The sequence below is a fragment of the Nocardioides sp. QY071 genome, assembly GCF_029961765.1.
In the GTDB taxonomy this organism is placed as follows: domain Bacteria; phylum Actinomycetota; class Actinomycetes; order Propionibacteriales; family Nocardioidaceae; genus Nocardioides.
The window spans coordinates 3,397,728-3,411,621 of sequence record NZ_CP124681.1; the positions used below are offsets into that span (position 1 = coordinate 3,397,728).

10 protein-coding genes and 1 tRNA gene are annotated in these 13,894 nt (G+C 72.1%); 6 read left to right on the plus strand and 5 right to left on the minus strand.

The features are described 5' to 3' along the window. The first annotated feature begins 84 nt into the window (after nt 1–84). Nucleotides 85–1,035, plus strand: a complete 951-nt coding sequence (locus tag QI633_RS16415) for a helix-turn-helix domain-containing protein (RefSeq protein WP_282426365.1) — start codon at nt 85–87, stop codon at nt 1,033–1,035. On the opposite strand, the gene QI633_RS16420 is transcribed toward QI633_RS16415, so the two are convergent. Both QI633_RS16420 and QI633_RS16425 read right to left on the minus strand, forming a co-directional pair. Beyond that, nucleotides 1,032–2,369, minus strand: a complete 1,338-nt coding sequence (locus QI633_RS16420) for an MFS transporter (protein ID WP_282426366.1) — start codon at nt 2,367–2,369, stop codon at nt 1,032–1,034. The two genes, QI633_RS16415 and QI633_RS16420, sit on opposite strands and share 4 nt — an antisense overlap. Further along, complete coding sequence (locus QI633_RS16425) at nt 2,366–3,325, minus strand: zinc-binding dehydrogenase (protein WP_282426367.1); 960 nt, start codon at nt 3,323–3,325, stop codon at nt 2,366–2,368. Before QI633_RS16425 ends, QI633_RS16420 begins: the two co-directional genes overlap by 4 nt. Before the next feature lie 36 nt (nt 3,326–3,361). Here QI633_RS16425 and soxR point away from each other — a divergent pair, with 36 nt between their 5' ends. Then, on the plus strand, nt 3,362–3,826 hold the full coding sequence (gene soxR / locus QI633_RS16430) for a redox-sensitive transcriptional activator SoxR (RefSeq protein WP_141798218.1): 465 nt from the start codon (nt 3,362–3,364) through the stop codon (nt 3,824–3,826). Here soxR and lysA read toward each other — a convergent pair whose 3' ends face one another. Both lysA and argS read right to left on the minus strand, forming a co-directional pair. Next, nucleotides 3,827–5,209: a diaminopimelate decarboxylase gene (gene lysA, locus QI633_RS16435; RefSeq protein ID WP_282426368.1), complete on the minus strand. Its 1,383-nt coding sequence runs from the start codon at nt 5,207–5,209 to the stop codon at nt 3,827–3,829. Continuing rightward, nucleotides 5,209–6,885, minus strand: a complete 1,677-nt coding sequence (gene argS, locus QI633_RS16440; RefSeq protein ID WP_282426369.1) for an arginine--tRNA ligase — start codon at nt 6,883–6,885, stop codon at nt 5,209–5,211. Before argS ends, lysA begins: the two co-directional genes overlap by 1 nt. Before the next feature lie 94 nt (nt 6,886–6,979). Here argS and QI633_RS16445 point away from each other — a divergent pair. The 4 genes from QI633_RS16445 to QI633_RS16460 all read left to right on the plus strand — a co-directional run bounded on the left by QI633_RS16445 (nt 6,980) and on the right by QI633_RS16460 (nt 11,651). Beyond that, nucleotides 6,980–7,052: transfer RNA gene (locus tag QI633_RS16445), tRNA-Arg, on the plus strand. Nucleotides 7,053–7,056: 4 nt separating this feature from the next. Further along, a complete protein-coding gene (rnhA, locus tag QI633_RS16450; protein ID WP_141798215.1) occupies nt 7,057–7,518 on the plus strand; it encodes a ribonuclease HI in 462 nt (153 codons plus the stop codon). Nucleotides 7,519–7,716: 198 nt separating this feature from the next. Next, nucleotides 7,717–11,475, plus strand: coding sequence for a multifunctional oxoglutarate decarboxylase/oxoglutarate dehydrogenase thiamine pyrophosphate-binding subunit/dihydrolipoyllysine-residue succinyltransferase subunit (locus tag QI633_RS16455; RefSeq protein ID WP_141798214.1), 3,759 nt, complete (start codon nt 7,717–7,719; stop codon nt 11,473–11,475). Continuing rightward, nucleotides 11,475–11,651: a DUF6104 family protein gene (locus QI633_RS16460; protein WP_164483660.1), complete on the plus strand. Its 177-nt coding sequence runs from the start codon at nt 11,475–11,477 to the stop codon at nt 11,649–11,651. Before QI633_RS16455 ends, QI633_RS16460 begins: the two co-directional genes overlap by 1 nt. A 98-nt stretch (nt 11,652–11,749) precedes the next feature. Here the strand turns inward: QI633_RS16460 and QI633_RS16465 are convergent, their stop codons facing one another. Continuing rightward, complete coding sequence (locus tag QI633_RS16465; protein WP_141798213.1) at nt 11,750–13,855, minus strand: MMPL family transporter; 2,106 nt, start codon at nt 13,853–13,855, stop codon at nt 11,750–11,752. Nucleotides 13,856–13,894: the final 39 nt, after the last annotated feature.

The following is a 13,894-nucleotide window of genomic DNA, read 5'->3' on the forward strand; positions in this document are numbered from 1 at the left end:
GTGTGTCCTGCGGAGCCTCCAGCCTCCCGGCCGCCGCCCGCGCTCACCAGTGGCCAGATAGACGACATGTGTCATGATCTGGCCATGACCTCGACACGTCCGCACCGCATCGGCGTCGTCGCCCTTCCGGGCGTCTACGCCTACGAGCTCGGCATCGCCTCGCGGTTCTTCGGCGCCGCCGAGGTCGACGGCCGGCCCGCCTACGAGGTCGTCACGTGCAGCCTGGACGGTCGGCCGGTGGCGACGTCCGCCGACTTCTCGGTCGCGGTGGGCGCGGACCGCTCGGTTCTGGACGAGGTCGACACGATCGTCGTACCCCCGTGGGACACGGCCCTCGACGGCACCGACCCGATCGGCCTCACCGACCATGCCGCGCGGCGCGTCGTGTCGTACTGCACCGGCGCCTTCACGGTCGCCGCGTCCGGCCTGCTGGACGGCCGGGCCGCGACGACCCACTGGCGCAAGGCCGAGCAGTTCCGCATCGCCTTCCCGCAGGTCGACTTCCGGCCGGACGCTCTCTTCGTCGACGAGGGCGACGTCCTGACCGCGGCCGGCGCGTCGGCCGCGATCGACCTGACATTGCACATCATCGCCAAGGACCTCGGCGCCGCCGTGGCCGGCGACGTGTCGCGGGCGACCCTCGCTCCCCCGCACCGCGGCGGGGGGCAGTCACAGTTCGTGGCCCGTCCGGTCGTGGCAGGGGGCCCGGGCACCACCGCCGACGTCCGCGCCTGGCTGCTGGACCGCGTCGACCGTCCGGTCAGCCTCGACGAGGTCGCCGCGGCGTTCGGGCTGAGCGTGCGGACGCTGACGAGGAAGTTCCGTGACGAGACCGGCCTCACCCTGGGCAACTGGCTGGTCCAGGCCCGGGTCGAGCGCGCCAAGGAGCTGCTGGAGACCAGCGACGCCGTCGTGGACGTGGTGGCGGAGCGGGCCGGCTTCGCCACCGCCGCGGCGTTGCGCAAGCACTTCCGCGACCGGGTCGGCCTCTCGCCGCAGCAGTACCGCGCCCGCTTCTCGCTGCGCGCGTCCTAGCTGAGCCGGGTCGCCGGGACCAGCGCGAGCGCCCCGGTGACAGCGGCGGCGAGCACCAGCCCGGTGGCCGCGGCGACCGGTGCCGTCACCGCGAACCCGGCGAAGACCACGCCACCGAGGGCGAGCCCGGCGCTGTTGGCGAGGTAGTCGTTGAGCTGCAGCGCCGAGGAGGTACGGCCCTCCTCGCCTGCCCGCGCGGTGGCGAGGGCGAGCACGGAGAGCGTCGAGAAGGCCATGCCGATGCCGAGGCCGGCGGCGGCCCACCCGAGGACGGGTACGACGAGCGGCACCCCGGGCACGGCGACCAGCGCGAACACCCCGATCCCGCCGCCGAGCAGCACCGCGCCGAGGCGGACCCGGGTGGGCTGGTCGGCGAGCAGCCGCCAGCGGGCGGCGAGGACGGCACCGGCCGACCAGGTGACGGCACCGGTGGTGAGCACCCAGCCGGCCTGGGCCAGGGAGAGCTCGCGCTGCAGGGTGAGCAACAGCGGGACGTAGACCTCGGCTGCGGCGAAGGCGGTGCCGATCGCGGCGCGCGAGCCCAGGACGGCCGGCAGTCCGGGGCCCATCCGCCAGGTGCCGGGCGGCAGCAGCCGGCGTGCGCCGGCGGCGATGGCGGCCAGGCCGGCGACCACGAGGACGGGCCAGGCCGGGAGGGTGCGCTGGCCGGCCAGGCTGACGAGCAGCACCCCACCGGCGGCGAGCAGCGCCACGGGGAGCCGGCCGGGCTCGGAGCGGTCGACGCCGGGTCGTGACGGCGCGTCGGCGACCAGCAGCCAGGCAGCGACCGCGACGACCGGGACGCCGAGGAACACCCAGCGCCAGCCGAAGGCCGCGGCCACCTGCGCCGCGAGCACCGGCCCGACCAGCGCGGGGAGCACCCAGGCCGTGGTCAGGACGGCGAACACGCGCGGTCGCAGGCCCTCCGGGTAGGCCTGCGCGATGACCACGTAGAGCGCGACGCCGAGCACGCCGCCGCCGTACCCGTGGACGAGGCGGCCCAGCAGGAACACCGGCATCGAGGGCGCGAGACCGGCGATCACGACGCCGGCACAGAAGATGAGGAGTCCCCGGCGCAGCGCCGGACCGGGGCCGCGGCGGTCGACCTCCGCGCCGGCAGCCGCGAGGGCGACGACGGACGCGGCGAGGGGGGCCGCGAAGGCGACGGCGTACCAGCGCAGGCCGTCGAGGTCGTCGGCCACGTCGGGCATCACCGTGGCGACGGCGAGCGCCTCGAAGGCGAAGAGGAAGGCCAACGAGAAGACGCCGACCGTGGTCCGGCCGTGCCTGCCTCGCCACGGCGAGGTCGCCGTGGGCTCGACGAGCGCGGTCACCGCGGCGACCGCTCGACCACGAGGACGACCTTGCCCGCGGTCGCGCCCGCCTCGAGCGCGCGGTGGGCGCCGGCCGCGTCGGCGAGCGGGAAGGCGGAACCGACGTAAGGCACCCGGGAGCCGTCGGCGGCCGCGTCGAGGGCCAGTCGCTCGAACTCGGCCAGTCGGCTCATGATCGGCGGGCCGAGGACGTCGACGACGGACCGGGCCGGGTCGTCGTACGCGTTCTGGATGCCGGAGGCCCAGCCGTAGCGGACCAGTCGGCCACCAGGAGCGAGCCGGTCGTAGAGCGCCTGCCCGACCACACCACCCACGCCGTCGAGGACCAGGGTGAGCGGGCCCGGGACGCTGTCGGCCCAGCCAGGGGTACGCCGGTCCAGGGCCGGGTCGGCGCCGTGCCTGGCGGCGACGGCGACCTTGTCGGGCCCGCCGGCGACGCCGATCGCGGTCGCACCGAGGTTGCGCGCGCCCTGCAGCAGCAGGGTGCCGAGGCCGCCGGCCGCGGACGTGACGGCGACGACGTCGTCGGCGGCGAGGCGGGAGAGCTCGAGGATCGCGGCGGCCGTGCGGCCGGTCCCGATGGCGGCGACCGCGGTGGCGGCGTCGAGGTGGTCCGGCAGGGCGTGGGCCCGGGCCGCGTCGACGACCGCCTGGTCGGCGTACCCGCCACCGGCGAAGCCCAGGTGCGCCACCACGCGACGGCCCAGCCAGGCGGGATCGACGCCCTCGCCGACCCGGTCGACGGTTCCGGCGACCTCGCGTCCCGGGACCACCGGCAGGTCCGGCACCTGGCTCGGGCCGAAGGACTCGCCGGCCCGGATCGAGGTGTCGAGCAGGTGGACGCCGGCGACCTCGACCGCGATCCGGAGCTGGCCGGGGGCGGGGTCGAGGTCGGGCAGCTGCTCGAGACGGAGGAGGTCGGCGGGCCCGAAGGCGTGGTGTCGGATCGCGTGCATGACGGCATTCGACAACCTGAACTAAGGTTGAGGTCAATGGACCTCAACCGCGCCCTTCGCAGCCACGACCTGACGCCCGGCGACGTCGCCCACCGCTCGGGCGTCGCCATCTCCGCCCTGCACTACTACGAGCGCGAGGGGCTGATCACCAGCATCCGCACGGCCGGCAACCAGCGCCGCTACCACCGCGACGTGTTGCGTCGGGTCGCGTTCATCCGGGTCTCGCAGGGCGTCGGGGTCTCCCTCGCCGAGATCCGCGACGCGCTCGCCACCCTGCCCGAGGGCCGCACGCCCACCAAGGCCGACTGGGCGCGACTCTCTCGCGCCTGGCGCAGCACGCTCGACGAGCGGATCGACCGACTCGAGCGGTTGCGCGACACCCTCGACGACTGCATCGGATGTGGCTGCCTGTCGCTCAAGTCGTGCTCGCTGGCCAACCCCGGCGACGTGCTGCAGGAGTACGGCGACGGGCCGGTGCGGCTGGTGGGACGCTCCCGGTAGTCAGCCGAGGTCGGTGGCGAGCAGGTCGTCGACCGTCTCCCGGCGCACGACGACCCGGGCCCGGCCGTCCTTGACCGCGACCACCGGCGGGCGGAGGGCGTGGTTGTAGTTGGACGCCATCGAGCGGCCGTACGCACCCGTCGCGGGGACGGCGACCAGGTCGCCGGGGGCGATGTCGCCGGGCAGGAACTCGTCCTTGACCACGATGTCGCCGGACTCGCAGTGCTTGCCGACGACCCGCGCCAGGACCGGCGTGGCGTCCGAGGCACGGGAGGCGAGCGTGCAGGAGTAGTCGGCGTCGTACAGCGCTGTGCGGATGTTGTCGCTCATTCCGCCGTCGACGGAGACGTAGGTGCGCGTGGCGCCGCCGTCGAGGGCGACCTGCTTGACGGTGCCGACCGTGTAGACGGTGCACATGGCCGGGCCGACGATGGCGCGGCCGGGCTCGATCGACAGGTGCGGTACGGCGATGCCGAGCGCGGCGCACTCGCCCGTCACGATCTTCGTGATCTGCTCGGCCAGCACCGCGGGGTCGGCAGGGTCGTCCTGGGTCGTGTAGGCGATGCCGAAGCCGCCGCCGAGGTCGAGCTCGGGCATGACGAGGGCCAGCTCGGTGGCGATGCGGGCGTGTAGGGCGAGCACGCGGCGCGCGGCGACCTGCCAGCCGGAGGTGTCGAAGATCTGCGAGCCGATGTGGCTGTGCAGGCCGCGCAGCTCCAGCCCCTCGGAGGCCACGACCCGCGACGCCGCCTCGAACGCGTCGCCCGAGGAGATCGAGAAGCCGAACTTCTGGTCCTCGTGCGCGGTCGCGATGAACTCGTGGGTGTGGGCCTCGACGCCGGCGGTCACCCGCACCATCACGCCCTGGCGTACGCCGAGCTGGCGGGCCACGTCGGCGACCCGCTCGATCTCGTGGAACGAGTCGACGATGATCCGGCCGACGCCCGCGTCGACCGCGCGTCGCAGCTCCATCGCCGTCTTGTTGTTGCCGTGGTAGCCGATCCGCGCGGGATCGGTGCCCGCGCGCAGCGCGACACTCAGCTCGCCGTCGCTGCACACGTCGAGGCACAGCCCCTCCTCCGCCACCCACCGGGCGACGGCGGTGCACAGGAACGCCTTGCCCGCGTAGTAGACGTCGTAGCCGGCGAAGCCGTCACGGAAGGCGCGCGCCCGCGAGCGGAAGTCGTCCTCGTCGAGGACGTAGGCGGGCGTGTTCACGTCGGCGACCAGGTCCGGGACCGGCAGGCCGCCGATCGCCAGCACGCCGCCCTCCTTGCGGGCCGACGAGGACCACAGCTCGGGGACCAGTGCGTTGACGTCGGCGGGCTCGCGCAGCCACACGGGCGACGTACCGGCGTAGTCGCCGGGCGGGACGCGTCCCATCACATGCGCTCCGGCGCGGAGACGCCGAGCAGGTCGAGGCCGCCCGCGATCACGGTCTGCGTGGCGACCACGAGCACCAGGCGCGCGAGGTTGGCCGGGCCGACGGGCTCGTCGCCCTGCGGCAGCATCCGGCACTCCTTGGTGTCGTACCACTTGTTGAACACCGACGCGGTGTCCTCCAGGTAGCGCGCGACCCGGTGCGGCTCGCGCAGCTCGGCGGCGCTGGCCACGACCCGCGGGTACTCCGCCAGCGCCCGCAGCAGCTCGCCGTCGCGCTCGTGGGCGAGCAGGCTCGGGTCGAACTCGGTCGCGAGGTCCGGCAGCGTCATGCCGAGGTCGGCGGCGTTGGCGAGCATCCGGCAGGTCCGTGCGTGGGCGTACTGCACGTAGTAGACCGGGTTGTCGTTGGACGCCTTGGTGATCTCGGCGACGTCGAGGGTCAGCGGCGAGTCGGCCGGGTAGCGCGCCAGCGAGTAGCGCAGCGCGTCGACGCCGATCTCGCTCGCGAGGTCGTCCAGGGTGATGATGTTGCCGGCCCGCTTCGAGAGCTTGAGCTCCTGGCCGTCCTTGAGGATCTTGACCAGCTGGCCGATCATCACGTCGAGCGTCTGGTCGGGGTCGTCGCCGACGCAGGCCGCCATCGCCCGCAACCGGCCGACGTACCCGTGGTGGTCGGCGCCGAGCAGGTAGATGCAGTGGTCGAACCCGCGCGCCCGCTTGTTGAGGTAGTAGGCAGTGTCGGAGGCGAAGTAGGTGAGCTCGCCGTCGGACTTGATGAGCACCCGGTCCTTGTCGTCGCCGAAGTCGGTCGTGCGCATCCACAGCGCGCCGTCCTGCTCGAAGACGTGGCCGAGCTCCTTGAGCCGCGCGAGCGTCTCGGGCACCGAGCCCGAGTCGTGGAGCGAGAGCTCGGAGAACCAGACGTCGAAGTGGGTGTTGAACCCGTCGAGCTGGTCCTGCTGCTCCTTGAGCTGGATCTCGTAGCCCTTGGCCCGTACGGCGGCGCGCCGCTCCTCGCCCTCCAGCTGGAAGATCCCGGGACTGGCCGCCTCCACCGCCTTGGCGAGGTCGTCGATGTACTCGCCGGCGTACCCGCCCTCGGGCTTGGGCTCGCCCAGCGCCGAGGCGATGATCGAGTCGGCGAAGTGGTTCATCTGCACGCCGCGGTCGTTGATGTAGAACTCCCGCGTCACGTCGGCGCCCGCCGCCGCGAGCACTCGCCCGATCGCGTCGCCGAGCACCGCCCACCGGGTGTGGCCCAGGTGCAGCGGGCCGGTCGGGTTGGCGGAGATGAACTCGACGTTGATCTTCTGGCCGGCGAGGACATCGCTGCGTCCGTACGACGCCCCGGCGGCCACGACCTCCGCCGCCACCTGTCCCTGGGCACCGGCCTCGACGGTGATGTTGAGGAAGCCCGGCCCGGCCAGCTCGACGTCCGCGATCCCGTCGGCCTCCTTGAGCCGCGCGGCCAGCAGCTCCCCCAGCGCCCGCGGGTTGGTCCCAGCCTTCTTGGCCAGCTGCAGCGCGACGTTGGTCGCGTAGTCCCCGTGCCCCTTCTGCCGCGGTCGCTCCACCGTCACCTCGCTGGGGACGCCGTCGGGCAGGGCGAGATCACCCTGGTCGACGAGCGTCGAGAGGGCGTCGACGATCGTGGTGGAGAGCTGCGCTGGAGTCACCGGCCCAGCGTATCGAGGGGCACCGGTTTCCTTTGCACGGATATCGCCCGGTAGGGTTCCTCATCGCGCCACGGACCTCACCGTCCGGGCGCATGCCTCCGTAGCTCAGGGGATAGAGCACTGGTTTCCGGTACCAGGTGTCGCAGGTTCGAATCCTGCCGGAGGCGCCCCATGGACACACCCTCGCGCGTCACGATCCACACCGACGGCGCGTGTCTCGGCAATCCCGGCCCCGGCGGCTGGGGTGCGCTGCTGCGCTACGGACAGCACGAGAAGGAGCTGTACGGCGGCGAGCCGGCGACCACCAACAACCGGATGGAGCTGATGGCGGCCATCCGCGCCCTGGAGTTCCTCAACCGGCCCTCGACCGTCGATCTCTACACCGACAGCAGCTACGTCCGCAACGGGATCCTGTCGTGGGTCGCGAAGTGGAAGGCCAACGGCTGGCGCACGTCGGCCAAGGCGCCGGTCAAGAACGACGACCTGTGGCGCCGCCTGGACCTCGCGGCGACCGCCCACGACATCGAGTGGCACTGGGTCAAGGGGCATGCCGGGGACCCCGGCAACGAGCGCGCGGACGCCCTCGCGGGCCGGGGCGCGCGCGAGGCCCGCGACGGCGTCGTACCCGCCTGACCCCCGCCTGACCAGCGCAGGACGAGAACACGTTCCACGAGCGGGGAACGACGCCTCGGTGTCTGATGCGCAACACCTGGCGGCATTGGGTGACCACAGGGCGGTATTTGCTTCCCCGGGGGACTAGCCTTGGCGGTCGACAGCCACCCGCTATCGGCGGCGGGTGCGTCCAGCTCATCGGAAGAGGCGAAGCACGTCGTGACGCAGTCGTCAGACCAGTCCACCGGATCTCCCGTTCCTGAGGACTTCGGGGCCAACGAGTGGCTCGTGGAGGAGATGAAGGAACGGTTCGAGGCCGATCCGAGCAGCGTCGATCCCGCGTGGGCGACGTTCTTCAAGAACGGCAGCAGCAACGGTACGACGACCGCCGTCGCCGCTCCCGCTGCCGCGCCTGCCGCCCCGGCAGCACCGGCAGCACCGGCAGCACCGACCGCGCCGGCCACGCCCGCCGCCGCGGCCCCCGCAGCCCCGGCCGCCACCACCGCGCCGACCCCGAAGGCCACCCCTGCCCCGCAGGTGAGCCCCGCCTCCTCGACGACGCCGACGCCGCCGAAGGCCGACTCCCCCGCCCCGACCCCGAAGGACGCCCCGCGCCCGGCGCCGGTCACGGCCAGCGACGAGCCGACCCTGACGGTGCTGCGCGGCATCCCGGCCGCGACCGCCAAGAACATGGACATCTCGCTGTCCGTGCCGACGGCGACCTCGGTGCGCAACATCCCGGTCAAGCTGCTGTGGGACAACCGCATCGTCATCAACAGCCACCTCAAGCGCGCCCGCGGCGGCAAGGTCTCCTTCACCCACCTCATCGGCTACGCGATCGTCAAGGCGATCAAGGCGCTGCCGGCGATGAACAACACCTACGACGAGATCGACGGCAAGCCGACCATGGTGACGCCGGCCCACATCAACCTGGGCCTGGCGATCGACCAGCAGAAGAAGGACGGCACCCGCCAGCTGGTCGCGCCCAGCATCAAGGCGTGCGAGTCGATGGACTTCGCGCAGTTCTGGACGGCGTACGAGGAGATCGTGCGCAAGGCCAAGGACAACAAGCTGACCATGGAGGACTACTCCGGTACGACGGTCAGCCTCACCAACGTCGGCGGCCTCGGCACCAACAACTCGGTGCCGCGCCTGATGCAGGGCCAGGCCGCGATCATCGGCGTCGGCTCGATGGACTACCCGCCGGAGTTCCAGGGTGCCTCCGAGGACACGATCGCCCGCAACGCGATCTCGCGGATCATGACGATGACCTCGACCTACGACCACCGCGTCATCCAGGGCGCACAGTCGGGAGAGTTCCTCGGCCAGGTGCACAAGTACCTGCTCGGCCAGGACGGCTTCTACGACGAGATCTTCCGCGCGCTGCGGATCCCCTACGAGCCGATCCGCTGGAACGCCGACATCGCGACGTCCCACGACGACCAGATCGACAAGCAGGCCCGGATCCTCGAGCTGATCCACGCCTACCGCGTGCGCGGCCACCTGATGGCCGACACCGACCCGCTGGAGTACAAGCAGCGCAGCCACCCGGACCTGCGCATCGAGTCGCACGGCCTGACCCTGTGGGACCTCGAGCGCGAGTTCCCGACCGGCTCGTTCGGTGGGCGCGACCGCCGCTTCATGAAGCTGCGCGACATCCTCGGCATCCTGCGTGACTCCTACTGCCGCACCACCGGCATCGAGTACATGCACATCATGGATCCCGAGCAGCGTGCGTGGATCCAGGAGCGCGTCGAGCAGCCGCACAGCAAGCCGCCGCGCGAGGAGCAGCTGCGGATCCTGCTGAAGCTCAACCAGGCCGAGGCCTTCGAGACCTTCCTGCAGACCAAGTTCGTCGGCCAGAAGAGGTTCTCGCTCGAGGGCGGCGAGACCACCGTCCCCGTCGTCGACGAGATCGCGGAGGCGGCCGCGCAGGCCGGCCTGGTCGAGGTCGCGATCGGCATGGCCCACCGCGGCCGGCTCAACATGCTGGCCAACATCGTCGGCAAGTCCTACAACCAGATCTTCCGCGAGTTCGAGGGCAACATCGACCCGCGCACGGTCCAGGGCTCCGGCGACGTCAAGTACCACCTGGGCGCCGAGGGCACCTTCGTGGCCGGCACCGGCGAGACCATCGCCGTGTCGATCGCCGCCAACCCCTCGCACCTCGAGACCGTCGACCCGGTCCTCGAGGGCATCGCCCGCGCCAAGCAGGACGTGCTCGACCGCGGCGCCGAGTTCCCGGTGCTGCCGATGCTCATCCACGGCGACGCGGCCTTCGCCGGCCAGGGTGTCGTGGCTGAGACGCTCAACCTCTCGCAGCTGCGCGGCTACCGCACCGGCGGCACGATCCACGTGGTCATCAACAACCAGGTCGGGTTCACCACCTCGCCCGGCTCCTCGCGCTCGACGCTCTACTGCACCGACGTGGCCCGGATGGTGCAGGCGCCGATCTTCCACGTCAACGGCGACGACCCGGAGGCGTGCATCCGTGTCGCGCGGCTCGCGTTCGAGTACCGCCAGGCGTTCAACAGCGACGTCGTCATCGACCTCGTCTGCTACCGCCGCCGCGGTCACAACGAGGGCGACGACCCGTCGTTCACCCAGCCGCTCATGTACGACCTCATCGAGCAGAAGCGCTCGGTCCGCAAGCTCTACACGGAGTCCCTCATCGGTCGTGGCGACATCACGATCGAGGAGGCCGAGCAGGTGCTGCGCGACTACCAGCAGCAGCTGGAGCGCGTGTTCACCGAGGTGCGCGAGGCCAGCGCCGCGCCGTCGGAGTGGACCACCGTGCCGGACTACCCGGACAAGTCGGTCGGCGAGACCCAGACCGCGGTGACGCCGGAGGTCCTCAAGCGGATCGCCGACGCCTACGTCACCCCGCCCGACGGCTTCACCGTCCACCCGAAGGTGATGCCCCAGCTCCAGCGCCGCGCCGGCGCGATCGCCGACGGCCCGATCGACTGGGGCACCGGCGAGATGCTCGCGTTCGGCTCGCTGCTCATGGAGGGCCGTCCGGTCCGCCTGGCCGGCCAGGACTCGCGCCGCGGCACCTTCGTGCAGCGGTTCGCGACGATGATCGACCGGGTCAACGCCGACGAGTGGACGCCGCTGGCAAACCTGACCGAGGACCAGGCGAAGTTCTTCGTCTACGACAGCCTGCTGTCGGAGTACGCCGCGCTCGGCTTCGAGTACGGCTACTCGGTGGCCCGGCCCGACGCGCTGGTCCTGTGGGAGGCCCAGTTCGGCGACTTCGTCAACGGCGCCCAGTCGGTCATCGACGAGTACATCTCGGCCGGCAAGACCAAGTGGGGCCAGGACTCCGGCGTCGTGCTGCTGCTGCCGCACGGCTACGAGGGCCAGGGCGCGGACCACTCCTCGGCCCGCATCGAGCGGTTCCTGACCCTGTGCGCCGAGGACTCCATGGTCGTCGCGCAGCCGTCCACGCCCGCGTCGTACTTCCACCTGCTGCGCCGGCACTCCCTCGGCGAGGAGCACAAGCCGCTCATCGTGTTCACGCCGAAGTCGATGCTGCGCCGCAAGGAGGCCGCCTCCATGCCGGCCGACTTCACCTCCGGCGAGTTCCGCCCGGTGATCGGCGACGCGAGCGCCGACCCGGCCAAGGTGAGGACCGTGCTGCTCGTCTCGGGCCGGCTGACCTGGGACCTGATGGTCGAGCGCCAGAAGGCCGAGCGCGACGACGTGGCGATCGTGCGCGTCGAGCAGCTCTACCCGTGGCCGACCGAGCAGCTGAAGGCCGAGCTCGACAAGTACCCCAACGCCACCGTCAAGTGGGTCCAGGACGAGCCCTACAACCAGGGCCCGTGGCCGTCGTTCTACCTGAACGTCGTCCCGCAGCTGGGCCGGGCGATCCAGCCCGTCACCCGGGCCGCGTCCTCGACCACGGCGGTCGGCACGGCCAAGCGCCACCAGGAGGAGGCCAAGGTCCTCATCGGCGAGGCGTTCGGCGACTGATGTACTTCACCGACCGCGGGATCGAGGAGCTCGAGCAGCGCCGGGGCGACGAGGAGGTCACCTTGGCCTGGCTCGGCGAGCGGCTGCAGGAGTTCGTCGACACCCATCCCGAGTTCGAGACGGCCGTCGAGCGGTTCGCCACCTGGCTGGCCCGGCTCGACGACCCCGAGGACTAGGCCGACCCGGCGCGAAGTAGCGCCAGGATCGCGCCGACCCGGCAGAACTTTCTGCCGGGTCGGCGCGTTTTTCGGGCCAGCTTCTGCCGGGTCGCGGGTCAGGCGGGCGCGGCCTCGGAGAGCCCGACCCGGCGGTGCAGGGCCCGCAGCGGACGGGGCGCCCACCAGGACCGCTCCCCCAGCAGCCGGATGCTGGCCGGGAGGAGTACGCCGCGAACCAGGGTCGCGTCGATCAGGATCGCCAGCCCGGTGCCGAGCCCGAAGAACTGGATGAAGCTCACCGAGCTCACCAGGAAGGCGAAGAAGCTGATCGCGATCAGCGCCGCCGCGGTGCTGACGATCCGGCCGGTGTGGGCCAGGCCGTGCACCATCGCCTCGTCGTTGGCCATGCCGCGGTCGCGCATCTCCTTGATCCGGCTCATCACGAAGACCTCGTAGTCCATCGACAGGCCGAAGGCGACGCAGAACAGCAGCACCATCATCGAGCTGTCCATCGGCTGCGGGGTGAAACCCAATGCCCCGGACAGGTGGCCGTCCTGGAACACCCAGACCATCGCGCCGAGGGTCGCGCCGAGGCCGACCGCGTTGAGCACGAGGGCTCGCAGCGGCTGCACCACGCTGCCGGTGAACAGGAACAGGATCACCGCCGTGGTGAGCACCAGCCAGCCGGCGACCAGCGGCAGCCGGTCGCCGATCCCGGTCATCTGGTCGTGCAGCTCCGCGCTCGCTCCGCCCACCAAGGCCTCGGTGCCGGCGGGCGCGGGGATGTCGCGGACGTCGTCGACCAGGGCCCGCGCGTCGGCGGACATCGGGTCGAGGTCGGTGACCACCGAGACCAGGTCGGCGTCGCGACCGGCCCGCGGGTCGACCCGGACCACGCCGGGCAGCTCCCCCAACCGCGTTGCGTACGACGACAGCTCGGCCTCGGGCACCGTCGAGGTGGTGACCACCTGGATCGGGTGGGTGCCGTCGCCGGCGAAGGACGAGCGCAGGACGTCACCGGCCTGCCGGCTCGACGCACTGGTGGGCAGCACCCGGTCGTCCGGCGTGCCGAGCTCGATACCGGCGAGCGGGACCGCCATCACCAGCAGGCCGGCGAGCACGGGCAGGGCGCTGAGCAGGGGGCGCCGGGCGACGAACCGCGCCAGCCGCGCCCAGGCGGGCGCCTCCTCGCCGCGGATGCCGCGCACCCGCGGCACCGGCCAGGCGTCGATCCGGTCGCCGAGCAGGCTGATCCCCGCCGGCAGCACGACGACCGCGGCGAAGGCGGTGATCAGCATGACGCCGATGCCGGCGTAGGCGAAGGAGCGCAGGAAGTACATCGGGAAGACGAGCAGCGCCGCCAGCGCCACGGCGACCGTGGTCGCGCTGAAGGCGATGGTCCGGCCCGCGGTCTCGACCGCCCGTCGTACGGCGTCCTGGTGGGCGCGTCCCGCGGCCCGCTCCTCGCGCACCCGGGCCACCATCAGCAGCCCGTAGTCGACGGCGAGGCCGAGCCCGAGGCCGGTGGTGAGGTTGACCGAGTAGATCGACACGTCGGTCGCCGAGCCGAGGATGGAGAGCTCGGCGAAGGTGCCGAAGATGGCGGCGACGCCGACCCCGAGGGTGACCAGCGCGCCGACGACGTTGCCGAACGCCAGCACGAGCAGGACCAGGATCAGCGGGATCGCGATGCTCTCGGCCAGGCCGAGGTCCTTGCCGATCTGGGCGCCGATCTCCTCACCGACGACCTCGCCGCCCGCGACGTCGACCTTCAGCGGGCCGGCGGCACCGCCGTACTCGTCGAGCACGGCACCCGGGTCCGCCTCCTCGCCGGGCGCGACCGACGCGGTGACCAGCGCGTAGCGGCCGTCGGTCGAGCGCATCGGGCCGGCCCGGGTGTCGAAGTACGACGCCACGTCGGCCAGCGCCGGGTCCGAGCGCAGCCGCTCGGTCAACGCGGCGCCGGCTTCGCTCGCCGCCGGGGCGTCGACGTCGCCGTCGGTGGCCTCGACGACGAACACGTAGTCGGAGCCTCCGGCGAACCGCTCCTCGAGCAGGGCCGCGGCGCGGCTGCTCTCGGATTCGGGGTCGTCGAAGCCCTCCGTCTGCAGCTTGGAGAAGGCGCCCACGCCGACGACCGCGGCGACCACCACTCCCAGCAGTCCGAGCGCGAGCACCGTGCGGGCCCGCCTCGTCACCAGTCCACCGATCCAGCTGAACATCGCGCTCCTCCAATGTGTGCGCCCGTAAACTTTGGTGGT

Coding starts and splice junctions, on each gene's coding strand:
- QI633_RS16415 (WP_282426365.1), top strand. CDS start 85: ATGACCTCGACACGTCCGCACCGCATCGGCGTCGTCGCCCTTCCGGGC.
- QI633_RS16425 (WP_282426367.1), bottom strand. CDS start 3,325: ATGCACGCGATCCGACACCACGCCTTCGGGCCCGCCGACCTCCTCCGT.
- soxR (WP_141798218.1), top strand. CDS start 3,362: ATGGACCTCAACCGCGCCCTTCGCAGCCACGACCTGACGCCCGGCGAC.
- lysA (WP_282426368.1), bottom strand. CDS start 5,209: ATGGGACGCGTCCCGCCCGGCGACTACGCCGGTACGTCGCCCGTGTGG.
- rnhA (WP_141798215.1), top strand. CDS start 7,057: ATGGACACACCCTCGCGCGTCACGATCCACACCGACGGCGCGTGTCTC.
- QI633_RS16460 (WP_164483660.1), top strand. CDS start 11,475: ATGTACTTCACCGACCGCGGGATCGAGGAGCTCGAGCAGCGCCGGGGC.
- QI633_RS16465 (WP_141798213.1), bottom strand. CDS start 13,855: ATGTTCAGCTGGATCGGTGGACTGGTGACGAGGCGGGCCCGCACGGTG.